The 17,688-nt window shown below is 48.4% G+C and carries 11 protein-coding genes; 10 read left to right on the top strand and 1 reads right to left on the bottom strand.

The annotated features are described in order from the left end of the window. Positions 1–400 precede the first annotated feature (400 nt). The 7 genes from FAY32_RS01880 to FAY32_RS01910 all read left to right on the top strand — a co-directional run bounded on the left by FAY32_RS01880 (position 401) and on the right by FAY32_RS01910 (position 11,007). Positions 401–1,297, top strand: coding sequence for a helix-turn-helix transcriptional regulator (locus FAY32_RS01880; RefSeq protein ID WP_143461745.1), 897 nt, complete (start codon positions 401–403; stop codon positions 1,295–1,297). After that, the gene (locus tag FAY32_RS01885; protein WP_143461747.1) at positions 1,297–3,672 is read left to right on the top strand and encodes a hypothetical protein; all 2,376 of its coding nucleotides are present in this window, start codon (positions 1,297–1,299) and stop codon (positions 3,670–3,672) included. The genes FAY32_RS01880 and FAY32_RS01885 overlap by 1 nt, the downstream gene beginning before the upstream one ends. Positions 3,673–4,161: 489 nt before the next feature. Further along, positions 4,162–5,766, top strand: a complete 1,605-nt coding sequence (locus tag FAY32_RS01890; protein ID WP_143461749.1) for a xylulokinase — start codon at positions 4,162–4,164, stop codon at positions 5,764–5,766. A gap of 24 nt (positions 5,767–5,790) precedes the next feature. Continuing rightward, positions 5,791–6,522 carry an L-ribulose-5-phosphate 4-epimerase gene (locus tag FAY32_RS01895; protein WP_143461751.1) on the top strand — a complete coding sequence of 244 codons (732 nt, stop codon included), beginning with the start codon at positions 5,791–5,793 and terminating at the stop codon, positions 6,520–6,522. A 60-nt stretch (positions 6,523–6,582) separates the two neighbouring features. Next, positions 6,583–8,007: an L-arabinose isomerase gene (gene araA, locus FAY32_RS01900; RefSeq protein ID WP_143461753.1), complete on the top strand. Its 1,425-nt coding sequence runs from the start codon at positions 6,583–6,585 to the stop codon at positions 8,005–8,007. Between the two features lie 705 nt (positions 8,008–8,712). Next, positions 8,713–9,276 (top strand): sugar O-acetyltransferase, encoded by a 564-nt coding sequence (locus tag FAY32_RS01905; protein WP_143461755.1) that lies wholly within the window; start codon positions 8,713–8,715, stop codon positions 9,274–9,276. Positions 9,277–9,603: 327 nt separating this feature from the next. Continuing rightward, positions 9,604–11,007: a sugar porter family MFS transporter gene (locus tag FAY32_RS01910; RefSeq protein ID WP_143461757.1), complete on the top strand. Its 1,404-nt coding sequence runs from the start codon at positions 9,604–9,606 to the stop codon at positions 11,005–11,007. A 109-nt stretch (positions 11,008–11,116) separates the two neighbouring features. Here the strand turns inward: FAY32_RS01910 and FAY32_RS01915 are convergent, their stop codons facing one another. After that, positions 11,117–12,055, bottom strand: coding sequence for a helix-turn-helix transcriptional regulator (locus FAY32_RS01915; protein WP_143461759.1), 939 nt, complete (start codon positions 12,053–12,055; stop codon positions 11,117–11,119). A 319-nt stretch (positions 12,056–12,374) separates the two neighbouring features. On the opposite strand from FAY32_RS01915, the gene FAY32_RS01920 reads away from it, so the two are divergent. From FAY32_RS01920 to FAY32_RS01930, 3 genes are all read left to right on the top strand, one after another. Next, a complete protein-coding gene (locus FAY32_RS01920) occupies positions 12,375–14,477 on the top strand; it encodes an alpha-galactosidase (protein WP_143461761.1) in 2,103 nt (700 codons plus the stop codon). Positions 14,478–14,799: 322 nt separating this feature from the next. After that, positions 14,800–16,074, top strand: coding sequence for a glycoside hydrolase family 27 protein (locus FAY32_RS01925; protein WP_143461763.1), 1,275 nt, complete (start codon positions 14,800–14,802; stop codon positions 16,072–16,074). 28 nt (positions 16,075–16,102) lie between these two features. Continuing rightward, complete coding sequence (locus FAY32_RS01930) at positions 16,103–17,464, top strand: MFS transporter (protein WP_143461765.1); 1,362 nt, start codon at positions 16,103–16,105, stop codon at positions 17,462–17,464. Positions 17,465–17,688: the final 224 nt, after the last annotated feature.

Consider the following 17,688-nt stretch of genomic DNA (forward strand, 5'->3'; position numbering starts at 1 on the left):
CGTTAATAGCTAGATGTCTGATATCTGGTTTAGCAACAACATTGCGGCCAAGTCTAGGCAGCATGGTGGTTGAGTCGCCTTACCGGCCGGTAGATATGGGCTGGAACGGTGCGAACACAACTTGAAGCCTCGCAAAGCCCGAGTCTACAAGCTTGGTTTTCCAGTCTGAAGCGTCCCCACAGCAGGCGGAATCCCTGGCAGCCGGAGTGCGCCCAACTTGGACTGATTTAATGGCGCGAATGCTGACCAATGTTGGGATGAGGGGTGAATTTCAGCATTTAACCTTTAGCAGAAGTTTGGTAAGTTAGTCACAATAGTGCAGACGGACTATAATAACGGTATTAAAACATTACCGTAGATGATACAGCGTTTTTAGAAGAACCGTTTTGGAGGTGATTGCATGGCCCAACCGGCTTACATTTCAATTTCGTGTTTACCGTTGCCGACGTTTATTGAAGGGGGATACGCGACCTTTCATGCCGGTGACCATCACCCGAACCGTAACAACCTGCAGTATTTCATTTTGATGTTTATGATTAAGGGGAAACTCTTCATTTCAGAAGATGATAATGACTACACCGTTGAGCCGGGTGAAATGTTCGTCTTATTGCCCATGCATCACCATTATTCCTGGCATGCAGTGACTGAGGATACCGGGTACTACTGGCTTCACTTCTACGTGTCCGGCCATTGGCAGCAACAGGCGACCTTGGTCCCCATGCGTTCGGCGATCAAGGTGCCGACGCTCCATCACTACACGCCGACCGAGACGCTTTATCTGGCGAAACACACTAAGATGCAGCATCCAGATCGTTTGGTTCAAATGACCGAACAGATTTTCAAAAATAGCTCCGCAACTGAGGAATACGGTTTTTGGCAAGCACAGCAACTCTTTATCGATGTCTTACAAGAAGTTCAGGTTCAGTCGCAGCAAGACTCGGCGATGGTGCAGCTTTCAGGGCAGGTCCAACGCTACTTGCGTGATCACTTTGATGAAAAAATCACCAATACCACGTTGAGTCAGGAATTTCACTTTCATCCGAATTACCTGATTCGGACGTTGAAGGCCACGACCGGGTTAACGCCCACCGAATTTCTCCGGCAGTACCGCATGGAAGAGGCTAGCAAGCGATTGCTTAACACGAACATGTTGGAGACCGAGATTGCGGAGGCCATTGGCTTTCAGAACATTTATTACTTTTCAACGGTATTTAAACAATATACGGGTTTGTCACCCAGTCAATATCGCCAGGCCAATACCCGGCGGATCAAAGCAGACAAGGAGGGGTTGAAGTAATGGAATCAACACAGTTTCAATTAGACGTGAATCAACGTGGTGCTATTGTCAATTTGCAAAATAAGCAGGATGACCACCACATGAACTGGGTCGTGGATCCCGCTTATCTCAAACAAGTCGGCTACCAGGACGCGGATAAATTATTTGGTGAATTTACCCTGACCGTGGGTGACAAGACTTACCGCAGCATTGAGTTTGAACCCAACGTTTTAACTACGGATAACGACATTACGGTGTCTTACATGATCGCCGGTTTAGTTATTGTCGAAACGTACCGTTTGGTGGGCAAGCAGGTACAGTGGGACATTGTTGTTCAAAATCCAACCGATGATTTTGTGACGCTCGAAAACTTTGGCGTGTGGGCATCGTTGGCCTATGTGATGTTCCGCGACAAGAATGTTCACCGCAACATGTCCGACTCCGCTGCCGTTTTCCCCAGCATCTCGGCTAATTTCACGAAGCTGGCTGGCGTTCGGCGGGACAATCAAGGACCTAATCTGGGCCTGTTCCAAACGGCCGGCGTCACCCAATCCGTGGGGACCTACAATGAATGGACGAACCGGTTCTTTGAAAATGTTTCGCCGTCGTTAGATGGGTTGTTATTCCACCAACTTGAGTTAGCTGGCGGCTATCAACGGGGGGAAGAACCCGTCAATGACTGGATCTATCCGCATAATGAAGTCGTCATCACCGGTGGTGCCGCTCAGTGCTGGAGCTTTGTACTCGAACCCTTCACAACACAGGCTGACTTTAAGGCCGTTGCGGCGACTAACGGTCATCCCGAAATCAACTACGATCCACTGTTAACAGTCGGTCAAACCACCAACATTCACATCTCGCTACCTGCAGGGGTTAAGCCAGAACGGATGGTGATGACCTACAAGACGGACGGTAAGCTCCACAAAGAAGACGTGATCGGTGACTATGAAGGCAATCTTTTGAAGACACCGGTCAAGGGTGTCGGCGAACACTGTTTACGCATCTACTTAGCGGATGGTCGCAGTGACTTGATTGTCTTCAACGTCATGGCTGCCGTGCGTGACCTGATTGAAACACGGGTCAATTGGTTGACCAAAAATGCTTACAATGGTAAGACGACGCAGCCGTACGATGCCTTTACCCCCATCTCCAATCAGGGGGAATCACTTGGGAAGCTCAGTCTGATTTTGCAAACGAACTTATTACATCAGACGGCGAAGACCCCGGATCAGGTGCGTGAGGTTGAAGCCAGTGCAGTCAACTACGTGAAGCCCAAGTGGTTTACCGATGGCGACTTCTTCAAGCCGGTCAACCTGTATGGCGACTTTTACCGGGACATGGACTTTGAATACATCGGCCACGTGTACTACTTGCTGGCCCAGTTCGACGAAGATGTCTTACAGTTGCATTCACCGGCCACTTATTTGAAATGGGCGGCGCAGGTCTTCAATATGCGGGTCAATGCCGACCTCCACACCTCGGCGCGGGGAAAGGAAGAAGCCCATACGCTAGGCGTCTACTTCCTGTACATCAACGATTTGCTGGCAGCCCTAAAGCAACATGGACTGACCGAAGAATATGCACAAATCAAGGGTTGTTGGGAAGAAGCAACCAAGCGGGTGGCAGCTCATAGCAGCGAGTATCAAGCGGCCATTACGGAACACTTCTACGACAACGCTGGATTTGGTCCGGCAACTGGGGCCTTAGCCAATGCCGGCTACGTCGACGAAGCACGGCGTTACGCGGAACTGTTAAAAGCTAACATTGGGTACAGCAATGACTTCCGGAGTCAAGCACCCGATCGTTGGTGGGAAGCCCAGTCTTACATGATTCATTCTCTTTGGGGCGGGATTACGGCGGCGTCAGCTTTGGATGCCTATGAGGTCTTGGATGACACGGCCTTGTTACTCGCGTCTTACCGGGCATTTGTCGGTGTGCTGTACATGTATGACAGCAATGCCACGACACCAACGAATCAGTTGAAACCAGGGGAAGCGGCCTCGACCTACAGCATTGCTGGGCCTAACTTGAACCGGCCAGACTTGTCCCGGAACCGCTTCGGACAATCTACATTTGCCAAGGACGGTGGTATCTACACCCGGCTCTTCCCAGATGGTGATACGGGTCAGGCAGATTGGGATATGGGTGAAGAGCTCGCGGCCTACCTGACGGGCTTTGGTCAGAATGCCTACTTGTACGAAACGGATGACGGCGAGTTGGCAGTGGTCAATGGGAGTCTCGAACGGCTGTCGGCAACGCAGTACCGCGTGACAAACGATGCGCCATACCCGCACGCGGTGAAATTTATTCACCGGCAGCAAGCGGTAGCAACGACAGCAACACAGGTGATTTATGACATGGAAAAGGGATTTTTAGACGCAACAGTAGCAGAATAGAAAAAAGCGTGATGTTGTGGGGCAACGGGGATGGTCACAATCACCGCTGAATGAAGTTAGGTGATTGTGAGCGCCCAGTGCAACCCGGCAAAATGAACTAACTAAAAAAGCAGCTCCGTCAAGCCAGTCTTGGTTTGACGGAGCTGCTCTTTTAGCCAACAAGTAAGCGACGCTATGGGGGTTATCAAGGATACATTCTTATTTATCCGTACAAGTTAATGAGACCGCTGTCATTTCGCCTGAATAGTCATTAAACGGTCAGGTGAGTAAACGTTAGGATCTCCCGAATATTCTACTTAAAGCCCGTTAAAATGGGACCAGAGACCCGTGATTTTAACGATTGCCTTTTTTGCCGCTTAAAATCTAAGCATTTTCTAAAAATAATACGTATAAATATAATTTGCTGTTGATTTATGCGAATAAAAATTATACACTTAAGACGTTGAGTAGTAGAATTTATTAGCCGACAGAGCTATGGAGGTTTATCGCATGAATGCGGATAAGACTATTCAGGATGTTGAAAGCGGTAACATCTCGCTGGGGATCGAACTTGGATCAACGCGGATCAAAGCTGTTTTAGTCACTCCTGACTTTAAAACGATTGCTTCCGGCAGTTATGTTTGGGAAAACGAATTGAAAAACGGTATTTGGACGTATTCCTTAGAGAACGTTTGGACCGGGATTCAAGCCAGTTACCAAGCAATGGCTGCGGAAGTTCAAGATAAATATGGCGTGCCATTGACCAAAGTCGGGTCAATCGGCGTCAGTGCCATGATGCATGGGTACATGGCCTTCGATGCTAAGGACCAATTACTGGTACCTTTCCGGACCTGGCGCAATAACATCACGGAACAAGCCGCTGATGAGTTGACGACCTTATTTGACTTCAACATTCCACAACGGTGGAGCATCGCGCATCTCTATCAAGCTATCTTGAACCAGGAAGACCACGTCAAGGACGTCACGTTCTTCACGACGTTGGCTGGGTACGTTCACTGGAAGTTGTCTGGTGAACGGGTTCTGGGTATCGGGGATGCTTCTGGTATGTTCCCAATCGACAGCAACACTAAAGATTACGATGAAAATTTATTAGCGAAATTTAGAGACGTGAAGTCTGTTCGGCAATACCACTGGGATATCAAGGACATTTTGCCCAAGGTGCTGCTAGCTGGTCAACCAGCTGGTAACTTGACTACTGACGGGGCAAAGTTGCTTGATCCAAAGGGGAACTTGGAAGCCGGCAGTGTCATGGCACCACCTGAAGGGGATGCTGGTACCGGGATGGTTGGAACTAATGCCGTTCGCGAACGGACCGGGAACATTTCAGCCGGGACGTCAGCCTTCTCGATGGTGGTCTTGGACCAACCCATGAAGGCCGTTCACCGCGACATCGACTTGGTAACGACCCCCACTGGATTACCAGTGGCGATGGTCCACACCAACAACTGTTCATCCGACATCAACGCGTGGGTCAACCTATTTAAGGAATTCGCGCAAACGATTGGCGTTGATTTGAAGCCTGATGAACTCTATGGGGCGCTCTTTAACAAGTCGACCGAGGGTGATGCCAACGCCGGGGGACTGTTGAACTACAGCTACCTTTCTGGTGAAAACATTACCAAGATGACGGCTGGTCGGCCACTATTCGTTCGGACGCCAAATAGCAACTTTACCTTGGCCAACTTCGTGAAGACACAGCTGTACGCAGCCTTTGCTCCATTGAAGATTGGTATGGATATCTTGGCTAATGAGGAACATATCCACTTAGATTCCTTAATTGCCCAAGGTGGCCTGTTCCGGACGCCAAAGGTTGGGCAACAAGTCTTAGCGGACTCGTTGAACACCCCAATCACCGTTACCAGCAACGCTGGCGAAGGTGGACCTTGGGGGATGGCGGTTCTGGGCTTCTACGTTACTGACAAGGCTGCCAATGAAACGCTGGAAGACTTCTTGGACAACAAAGTCTTCGCCAACCCAGATAGCACGACGGTCGCCCCTGATCCAGCTGGCGTTAAGGGTTCTAACGAATTCATCGCCGGGTACAAAGCGGCCTTACCAGTTGAAGGCAAAGCCATTGACCTGCTGGACGATTAACTAAGAATTAAAAGGAGAAATAGCATGCTTGAAGATTTAAAGCAAGAAGTTTACGAAGCCAACATGCGTTTACCAAAACTTGGCTTGGTCTCATTCACCTGGGGAAACGTTTCCGGGGTTGACCGTGAAAAGGGCCTGTACGTTATCAAGCCTTCTGGCGTTCCTTATGATGAATTAAAGCCAGAAGACATGGTCGTTGTGAACCTGAAGGATGGCAAGGTCGTTGAAGGGAAATTAAACCCATCAAGTGACACGCCAACTCATACGTACCTGTACAACCACTTCCCGAACATCGGGGGAATCGTACACACGCATTCACCTTGGGCCGTTTCCTTTGCTGCTGCTAAGATGGATATCCCAGCCATGAACACGACGCATGCTGACACCTTCTATGGTGACGTGCCTGCTGCCGATGCCTTAACTAAGGAAGAAATCGAAGAAGACTACGAAGGCAACACGGGGAAGACCATCGTCAAGACCTTTAACGAACGCGGGATTGACTACGAAGCCGTTCCAGCCGCTTTGGTTAGCCAACATGGGCCATTCTCATGGGGACCAACGCCGGACAAGGCCGTTTACAACGCTAAGGTCCTTGAAGTGGTTGCCGAAGAAGACTACCACACCTTACAGTTGACGCGGGCTAACCGTGAGTTGCCACAATACTTGCTGGACAAGCACTACCTCCGTAAGCACGGTGCCAATGCTTACTACGGTCAAAACAACGCCAAGTCCAAGGAACACGCTGCTCGCGAGTAGGCTGTCTATTTTAATTATTGCGAATAACTAATAAAAAATATTTCAAAGGAGTGTCATTTTATGTTATCAGTACCAGATTACGAATTTTGGTTTGTTACCGGTTCTCAACATCTTTATGGTGAAGAACAATTGAAGTCCGTTGCCAAGGATGCCCAAGACATCGCTGACAAGTTGAACGCTAGCGGCAAGTTACCTTACAAGGTGGTCTTCAAGGATGTTATGACGACCGCTGAAAGTATCACGAACTTCATGAAGGAAGTTAACTACAACGACAAGGTTGCCGGTGTTATTACTTGGATGCACACCTTCTCCCCAGCTAAGAACTGGATCCGGGGAACTGAATTGTTACAGAAGCCATTGCTGCACTTGGCGACCCAATACTTAAACAATATTCCTTACGCTGACATCGACTTTGACTACATGAACTTGAACCAAAGTGCGCATGGTGACCGCGAATATGCTTACATCAACGCGCGTCTGCACAAGAACAACAAGATCGTTTATGGCTACTGGGGCGACGAAGACGTGCAAGAACAAATTGCCCGTTGGGAAGACGTTGCTGTTGCTTACAACGAAAGCTTCAAGGTTAAGGTTGCTCGGTTTGGCGATACCATGCGTAACGTTGCCGTTACTGAAGGTGACAAAGTTGAAGCACAGATCAAGATGGGCTGGACCGTTGACTACTACGGTATCGGTGACTTGGTTGAAGAAATCAGCAAGGTTGCTGACGCTGATGTCGACAAGGAATACGCCGACCTCGAATCGCGCTACGAAATGGTTCAAGGCGACAACGATGCTGACAAATACAAGCACTCTGTTCGGGTACAATTGAAGCAATACCTGGGAATCAAGAGTTTCTTGGAAAAGGGTGGCTACACGGCCTTTACCACCAACTTCGAAGACCTTTGGGGAATGGAACAACTTCCTGGTTTAGCCGCACAATTGTTGATTCGTGACGGTTATGGCTTCGGTGCTGAAGGTGACTGGAAGACCGCTGCCTTGGGTCGTGTCATGAAGATCATGTCTCATAATGACCGGACGGCCTTCATGGAAGACTACACGTTGGATCTGCGGAAGGGCCACGAAGCCATCCTCGGTTCTCACATGCTGGAAGTTGACCCTTCAATCGCTTCCGACAAGCCACGGGTTGAAGTTCACCCATTGGATATTGGTGGTAAGGCTGACCCTGCACGTCTGGTCTTCACGGGTTCCGAAGGTGACGCCATTGACGTTACCGTTGCGGACTTCCGCGATGGCTTCAAGATGATCAGCTATGCCGTAGACGCTAACAAGCCAGAAGCTGAAACGCCTAAGTTGCCAGTTGCTAAGCAACTCTGGACGCCAAAGGTTGGCTTGAAGACCGGTGCCTTGGAATGGATGAAGGCCGGTGGTGGTCACCACACCATGCTTTCCTTCTCCCTGACTGAAGAACAAATGGAAGACTACGCAACCATGGTTGGGATGACAAAGGCTTTCATCAAGTAAGCTTGAATTAAATGAAGTGGCCGTTCGCCAATTGGCGGGCGGCCACTTTTTAGATGGTTAGCTAAAAATACAATCGACAAAATTGGGATTACTCTCAGTAACCAGTAAGGTAAAGCACCGGACATTCCCGTTCTAGCAACAACAGTGGAATAAAATTAGGCAACCTGGTGGTCCCTTCGCCTTACCGGCCGGCAGATATGGGCTGGATCGGTGCGAACACAACTTGAAGCCTCGAAGAACGCGAGTCTACAAGCTTGGTTTTCTACTAAGCCAGTAAGAAGACCACTTACTGACTAAGTAGAACGACGCGCCTGAGCCCATATCTGCCGACCTCTCGGCTTACATTGTGTTCTTAGACGACTGAGATTGGGACTGTAACAGGCGTTATCAATTGGACGAAAATGTTAAATTCCCCATTTCTCAGCTATTGTCGCAATGAAACACAATCAGAGCCGGAGGAGGCCAGGGATGGAGCCGGCCGTGAAAGTGGTGTTGGCTGGCGTTTTTTTCAGCCAGCTTACACCACGGGCGACTTTGAAGACACGCGTTCTTCGTGGCTTCAAATCGAGCGAGAAGACTGGTGGTCTTCCAGTCTGAAGCGTCCCCACAGCAGGCGGAATCCCTGGCAGCCGTAGTGCGACCAATCTAGCAAACAGTAAGGCGACGGCTTAGCCAATATAAAATACACGAAATGGAGTGACTAGCATGGTAAAGAGTGAAAAAGAAAAGATGATTACAGGCGAACTTTTCAACGTCTATGATGAGGAACTTGTGGCCGAGCGGGGGATTGCTCGTGACCAGGTCGAAGCCTTTAACGCGCTCGGGGAGAAGCATCCTGAACAGAGTCGCCAGTTGATTAAAGAGATGTTTGGGGCGACGGGTGCGGACGTTGAGGTTCACGCGACCTTTCGCTGTGACTATGGGTATAACATCTACGTTGGTGAGGATTTTTTCGCCAACTATGACTGTGCTATGCTGGATGTGGCGCCCATTCGCATCGGCAAGCATTGTCTGCTAGGCCCCAAAGTGCAGATCTATTCGGTCAATCATCCGGCTGATCCTAAGCTCCGGCGTAATGGAGCCATGGGGATCGGCAAACCAGTGACCTTGGGTGATGACGTTTGGGTCGGTGGTGGCGCGATTATCTGTCCCGGTGTGACGCTGGGGAACAACGTTATCGTGGCTGCCGGGGCCGTGGTGACCAAGTCGTTTGGCGATAACGTCGTTTTGGGTGGTAATCCCGCACGGGTGATTAAGAATTTAAAGTAATTTTGTGTCAAAAAACACAATCTTCGCAGTTGAGAATGCGGGGGTTGTGTTTTTTGACATCTATTTATAAATAAATACGCTTACATATAAATATCAAAACAAAGAAAACGGTTTAGAAAAGTAATACGAATGAAACAATAAATGGTTGATTTATCCGTATAAATAGTCTAAAATAACATTATTGCGTTTGTGAAAACGGTTTACTTAAAAGCTAAAATTACCGATATCACAATCATGGTAAGTAAGAAACTAGTTATCACATCTATTTACTCGGCAGAAATGGATGTGTGTCGACAGAGAGAGCAAGAGACATTGGGAGGGAACATTTTGACAAGCACAAAGAAAATTTCAAGCGGTTTCATTTACTTTTTTGGATCCTTTGGTGGCATTCTGTTTGGGTATGACATTGGGGTCATGACTGGGGCATTGCCATTTCTAGAACACGACTGGGCGTTAACAAATGCTGGCGTCATCGGCTGGATTACTTCGGCTGTGATGTTCGGGGCAATTTTTGGGGGCGCCATTTCCGGTCAGCTATCTGATAAGCTGGGTCGTCGTAAAATGATCTTGATTTCAGCATTGATCTTTGCACTGGGATCCCTACTATCCGGTCTGGCGCCCAACCAGGGATCGATTTATCTGATTGCCGTTCGGATCTTCTTGGGGTTGGCTGTCGGGGCTTCATCGGCACTCGTGCCAGCCTACATGTCGGAGATGTCACCAGCCCGGTTACGGGGCCGGTTAACTGGGATTAATCAGACCATGATCGTATCCGGGATGTTGATCTCTTACGTGGTTGACTACCTGCTAAAGGGACTGCCAGAACTTTTTGCTTGGCGGTTGATGTTGGGGTCCGCAGCGGTGCCAGCAATCATCCTATTTGCCGGGGTATTGCGGTTGCCAGAATCGCCGCGTTTCTTAGTTAAAAACGGAGACTTGGCCGGTGCTAAGCAGGTATTGAGCTTTATCCGACCAGCTGATGAAATCGCTGATGAATTAGCCGATATTCAAACGGCCGCTGCGGATGAAGCAACCGTTGCACAAAATACATCGTGGTCAACTTTATTCTCGAGCAAGTACCGTTACTTAGTTATCGCCGGAGTTGGTGTGGCAGCATTTCAACAGTTCCAAGGGGCCAACGCCATCTTCTATTACATTCCGTTGATCGTGCAACAGGCTACGGGGAGTGCAGCTAGTTCAGCGCTGATGTGGCCAATTATTCAAGGGATTATTTTAGTCATTGGGTCACTGGTCTTCTTGGTCATTGCCGATAAATTTAACCGGCGAACGTTGTTGACGTTAGGTGGGGTCGTCATGGGATTGTCTTTCATCCTGCCAGCCATTCTAAACGTTGTCAATTTGAACAAGAACCCCATGTTGATTGTTTTGTTCTTGTCAATCTACGTGGCCTTCTATTCCTTCACGTGGGCACCGTTGACGTGGGTGTTAATTGGGGAAGTCTTCCCATTAGCTGTGCGGGGCCGGGCTTCCGGATTGGCCTCATCCTTTAACTGGATCGGGTCGTTTGCCGTGGGCTTATTATTCCCAATCATGACGCAGTCGATGTCGCAAGACGCCGTATTTGCCATCTTCGGGATTATCTGCCTGCTGGGCGTAGCCTTCATTCGTTTGTTCGTTCCAGAAACGAAGGGCCGGACCTTGGAAGAAATCGAACAACAAGGGACCCAAACGAAAAAAGTTTACGAGACTTCTGAATCACATGAGCATTAGTCAGGTATCAACAAAAGGAGCTATGACGGTTGTCATAGCTCCTTTTTGTACCTTGATAATGGGCAGCGACAGGGCAGATGGCACCATTTAAAATTGCTAAAACGCGTTATTACTCATCTCGTTGTTCATTCTTAGGATCAAGCACCAGCGGCACTTCGGGGTCAAAATTACTGCTGTCGAGGAATTTTTTAGTATAGGTATGTCGAAATTCTGTTGGTGTCAGGTAGTAGCGCGCTTTAAAGGCCTTCATGAATCGTTTTTCGTCCGAGAAAAAGACGGTACTGGCGATACGCTTGATTGGAAAATTGGTCTGCAGAAGCAGTTCCGCAGCCTGCTGTAGCTTGAGCTGATTAATGTATTGAATGACGGTCTGCCCCGTTTGCTCTTTGAAAATGCGGACGAGATAATGCGGATTCAGATCAAAGTGATCGGCGACAGCGCTCGCCTTGAGGTCAACGCTGAGATTGGCCCGGATCCACTCTTTGATGCCGTCGATTCGGGCCTCGGCCCCGGTAGAATTTTCACCAGAGAGGGAATTGTAGAAGTCCTCAGCGATTTCAATCAATAGTGCAGTTAGGAGATAGTCAACGGACATCGACGTGAAGTAATGATTTTTGGCAACGTCCAGGACCTGGTAGATGATAATGAGGATTTTTTCTAGGCTGAGCGCTCGGTACTGCAGGGGGAGAACGACCTGATTCTTCTTGAACAGTGCGGCCACGGATTGACCATCGTGGCTATCCACGTGAAGCGAACGCATGGCATTTTTTTGCGTGAAGAAGTGAAACCAAAAGTATTGGGTGTCTTCCGGCGAGTCCTTATAGCCATGAAGGTGATGAAACGGTGGTAAGGAGAAAATGTCGCCTTCATTAATCACGTAATAATTAGTATCTACTTGCAAGTAGAGGGTCCCTTTAATGACAATGATGATTTCAAAATTACCATCATGATACATGGACTTGTGTTGCCAATGAGGACCGGCCGTGAACTTTCCAGATGAGAAGTGTAAGACGGGCTCACTAATATCAATACAGGTGACGGTTCGCATAATCGTAAACTCCTTTCATTGAAGGGTGACCGGCAACGGTGTCCGAAACGATTGCGGTCAAGTTGGTTGGCTGTTAACCCTATTTTCTCCTGAATGGTAGGGGGCGTCTACCGGAAAAATGGCGTAAGTGAGAAAAAGACACTAAATATGAATGTGATAGTTATAAATAAACACCTTTCCTACAAAATACACCATTTTTAATCACAATGAAACCGTTTACAATGAAGAGCGTAGAAGATAAATCTGGTGGAGCGTCCATCGTGGAGACGTTCTCCGATTCTAACCCAAGTTTCGCTGTATCTAGGAAGGGAAGATGATCATGAAAAGTTTTGATGTTAGCACCAATCAGGCACGACTCGGCTTTGAAGTTAATCAGGGCAAGGTTGCCCTCACGGTAATGAATTCAAATGACCTCAGTGACGCTGACGACGACCTGAAGCGCCATCTCCAGATTGCCGAAGTCCAAGTGACTGGCCGCAATTTCCATCACAAAGGCGTGGGCTTTGTCGACACGAATCCAGGACGCGACCTCCGTTACGTTCGGCATGCGGTCCGTGACGAAGCCGATGGCAAGCAACTCACAATCGTGCAAGTGGATGCTGAAGAGACACTCCAGGTCAGCAGCTTTTATCGGTTATATAATGGTTCAGCAGTCGTTAGAAGTTGGACGACCATTGAGAATATTGGTCAGACGGATCTGGGCATTGAATACGTTTCTTCGTTTGCCCTGAGTGGCATCAACCAGGCGAACGACCTTAATGGTAACTATGCCGAAAACAATGTCATCTATGTACCCAATAATGACTGGACCGCTGAAGCGCAGTGGAAAGCCAACACGCTCAAAGATGCTGGGCTGGACTACTGGGTCGACGGTGATTTGGCGCAGGCGTCTACGAAACGAATCAGTGTGACCAACAACTCGTCATGGTCCTGCTCCGAGTACTCACCGAACGGCATCTTGACGAATACAACGACGGGCCAGACAGCAATTTGGCAAATTGAAAATAACGGAGCTTGGCACTATGAGTTAAAGGATATTGGTCGCGGAAACCTCTTGGCTATTAGATTATCCGGACCAGAGGAATTTGACAATCAGTGGTGGAAAAATCTGACGCCGGGCGCTTCCTTTACTACGGTCCCCGTGGCATTTGGCCAGTTGATGGGTGATTTTGAAGACGGCATTGGTGAAATGACCAAGTATCGGCGATTGATTCGTCGTGAAAATGATGATAATCAACGATTGGCCGTCATTTTCAACGACTATATGAATGGGTTGTCGGGTGATCCCACGACCGAAAAGGAACTTCCCTTGATCGATGCGGCCAAGCAGGTCGGTTGTGAATACTTTGTCATTGACTGTGGTTGGTATGCGCCTGGGTATTGGTGGGATAGTGTTGGTGAGTGGCAGCCTTCTCAAGAACGGTTCCCCGAAGGCATTGAAAAGCTGATTCAGTATATCCGGGATCAGGGCATGACGCCGGGCCTCTGGTTAGAACTTGAGGTCGTGGGTATCAAGAGCCCACTGGCCGATAAGCTTCCCGACAGCTGGTTCTTTATGCGCCATGGAAAGCGGGTCATCGATGCGGATCGGTATCATTTAGATTTCACGAACCCCGAAGTCCGCGACTTTGCGGACGGTGTCGTGCAGCGGTTAGTCGAACAGTATGGCGTTGGGTACATCAAAATGGATTACAACATCACGACTGGCGTGGGGACCGAGCAGAACGCAGACAGCTTTGGTGACGGCCTCTTGAAGCACAATCGCGCTTATCTGACCTGGCTGGACGCGGTCTTTGCCCGTTACCCAGATCTGGTGATTGAAAACTGTGGCTCTGGTGGGATGCGGCACGATTATGCCATGCTTCAACGACACAGTATTCAGTCGATGACCGACCAGACCAACTATGTCCGCAATGGAAATATTGCGGCCGTGGGGGCGTCGGTAGTGGCACCGGAACAGTGTGCTATCTGGTCATACCCTTTACAAGCTGGGGATGATGAGGAAGTCATCTTTAACATGGTCAACGCTATGTTGTTGCGAATTCATCAGAGTGGCTATCTCAACAAGGTTAAGGGGCACCGGTTAGACTTGGTTGCTGAAGGGATTGCGACGTACAAGACTTACCGCCACAAGATTGCGACGGGCTTGCCCATTTGGCCAGAGGGACTTAGTCAATTGGATGATGCCTGGTTTAGCTATGGCTTTAAGCAAGGAAAAGAGATCTACTTGGCCGTATGGCGGGGCGTTGGTGAAGTAGCTGACCATACCCTATCACTGGCTAAGTATGGTGAAATTGCTGATGTGACGCAACTGTACCCTAACAAGATTGGTGGGACCACGGTGACGCATGACCAACAGAACCTGCAGCTGAACTTTACGAAGGAAAAGATGGCGCGGCTGTACCATATTCAATTGAAGTAGAAAAGTTAGCTAGGAAACTGATTTGCCGGAAATAGGCAGGTCAGTTTCTTTTTGGCAGATACTTTTTTAAGCAATTCTAGTCGCTGATAATTAGCGCCAATCGGCAAAAAGATAAGGGGTAAGCAATCAAAAATCGGTCAATGTGAGTTTTAAACACCAAATCGCATTTGTCCAGTTACTTTATGCCACTAAATCTACAATTTAGCTCGTTGAAAGCGTTTTCTCAGATGCTATGATTAGTTTTGTACATAAGGATATCCAAACGAAATGGTTTTTGGCCTACCGGTGGTCAAAAACGGTGAACTCAGAAAGGACAGCAATTATGACTAAGAAATTTAGAACATTTGCTCAGGTCCCGCCTAAGGGGTGGAATAGTTGGGACAGTTACGGTGCTTCGGTTCGGGAGAACGAAGTCAAACGTAATGCCGACTATTTAAGCCAACATTTAAAACAATTCGGCTGGGAATACGTGACCGTTGATATTCAATGGTACGAGCCGACCGCCGATTCTTCTCAGTACCATAATTTTACGCCATTACTAATGGATGCCTACTCCCGATTGATTCCGGACCCCAAGCGGTTTCCATCCGCAGCGAATGGTCAAGGTTTCAAGCCGTTAGGGGATTATATCCATAACTTAGGCTTGAAGTTCGGGATTCATATCATGCGAGGGATTCCGCGCCAAGCGGTTCACAACGCAACGCCAATCAAGGGAACAACCAAGACAGCCAGAGATATTGCTGAAAATAATATTTGTCCCTGGAATGCAGATATGTATGGTGTCAACGTCGATATGCCAGAAGGCCAAGGCTACTACAATTCGTTGATGGATCTCTATGCCTCTTGGGGAGTCGACTTCATCAAATGCGACGACATCGCGAACTCCGTCATCTACAATGGCACGCTCAAAAAAGAGGTCGTTGCGCTGAGAAAGGCCATCGATCAGACCGGCCGGGCGATGGTCCTGTCCTTGTCACCAGGGCCAGCGCCAATTGAAAATGGGGCGTTTCTCCAACGGAATGCGAATATGTGGCGAATCACGGATGACTTCTGGGACGAGTGGTCGTTGTTACTGAACATGTTTGACCGTGCTGAGAAATGGTCACCAATTTCACGACCAGGTAACTGGCCAGATTGTGACATGCTACCGCTGGGCCACATTGGCATTCGTTCAGTTGATGGGCCTGGTGGCGACCGGCAAACACGGTTCACGCGATCTGAACAAAAGACCATGATGAGCCTGTGGAGCCTGATGCAGTCGCCACTGATTATGGGTGGTGAACTCCCTGACCTTGATGCGTGGACGACCAGCTTGTTGACCAATCAAGACTTACTAGAAATGGATGACCATTTGACCGAAAAGTATCAGACGTCACGTGATGAACGGAAGATTACGTGGTACGCAGCCAGTTCTGACCACACCTACCATGCAGTCTTTAATATTTCCGACCAGCCGCTAACTCTAACCGGTAAGGAGCTGGACGCATTGGAAATTCCACTGGCTGGTCACGATATTTGGCAGAATAAGGATCTGGCTTTAACGGATGAGCAGTCCATTGAAATCGCTGCCCATGACGTTTACCTATTAAAAGTTTAGAGTTTAACAGCTAAAGGAGCTGAAAATTATGGAAGAAAAAGCGACAGCCAAGCCCAAACGTCAAATCGTTCCTGGGTTGGAAAAACTGAGTTATGCGCAATTAGACTTTGCTGGTCAATTGGTGGCCACCGTTGTCGGTAGTTATCTGATGTATTTCTTTACCGACGTTGTGCTCTTACCAGCCGCCGCTGCCGGATTGATTTTACTGATTGCGCGGGTAGTTGATGCCGTTGGGGCCCCAGTCTGGGGAACCTTAATTGATATGACCCATACGAAATATGGGAAAGCCCGGCCGTACTTCTTATGGCTAGCATTTCCATACGCTGCCATGGGCGTTCTCTTGTTCTGGGCACCACAGTTAAGCGTCACTGGTAAAATTTGGTACTGCGGGATTGTCTACATTATTTATGGGATTCTATATTTAGGTATCAACGCCCCAATTACGACCATGTTGCCGTTGATCACCTCCGATCCTAAAGAACGGGTGGTCCTCAACTCGTGGCGGATGGTCGGCTCTAATCTAGGGGTGTTCGTGGTCAACTCACTGACCTTACCATTAGTTGCCTTCTTCGGCCGTGGTAACGACGTCAAAGGGTTCCGGATCTTCATTGTGATTTTTGCGATTCTTAACGTGACATTGACATTATTCTCATTCACACATACTAAGGAACGGGTTTCTTCTAAGAATAGTGAACGGGTAACCTTGAAACAAGGGGTCCACGCCATGAACAAAAACTGGCCATGGATCATCTTGGTTGCCGGAAACTTCTTATTCTGGGTTGCCCAACAGAACCGGCAACAAGGAATGGTTTATTACTTTACGTATTACTTCAAGAACAAAGATTTAGTGACTCTCTTTAACTCCATTGGACTGATTCAAGTCATCGGGGTTATTGCCATTCCGCTGATGAACAAGTACATGTCGAAGAGTCATATCTGGGCGTTGGGCTTCGTCATCGCGGTTCTAGGCCAATTGATTATTACCCTGTCTGGTCTCAACATTGCTGGGGCCATCGTGGGTTGGTTGATTGCGTTGGTTGGTTCCGGGATTGCCGTTTCCATGCCATTTGCAATGCTGGGGTCTGCGGTTGACTTCGGTGAGTGGAAGAATGGCATTAATGCGGCTGGTCTGCTGACAACGATTGGGGCCGCGTTCTGTATGTCAATGGGCCAAGGACTGGCCGGCTGGTTAAACGGGACGTTCTTATCTTCCTTCGGTTATGTTGCTAATCAAGTGCAAACGGCGCATGCCTTAACTGGGATTAGTATTGACTTCAACTGGATGACGATGCTCTTGTACGGTGCCGCAATTATTCCAGCGTTGATGTACCAAAAGTACGAAAACATGGAAGATCAAATTACGTCAGAATTAGCTAAGACACGTGATTAGATTAAAAATAGAGAATCAAATTAGCTAAACTACCGCTTTACCGTTCACCGAATTTAAGCCAAAACGCGGTGAGCAGGTGGTGGGTCACTAATTAACAGAATAACTTTGTCTGACCATCAAGCTCGCTTGTGGCAATTAAAACGGACGCCATCGAGCAGAATCGAGGCGTCCGTTTTTGTAGGTTGGGCTTGACGTTAGATGCGATAAGAAAGGATAAGTGAGGA

The organism is Levilactobacillus enshiensis (assembly GCF_007115095.1).
In the GTDB taxonomy this organism is placed as follows: domain Bacteria; phylum Bacillota; class Bacilli; order Lactobacillales; family Lactobacillaceae; genus Levilactobacillus; species Levilactobacillus enshiensis.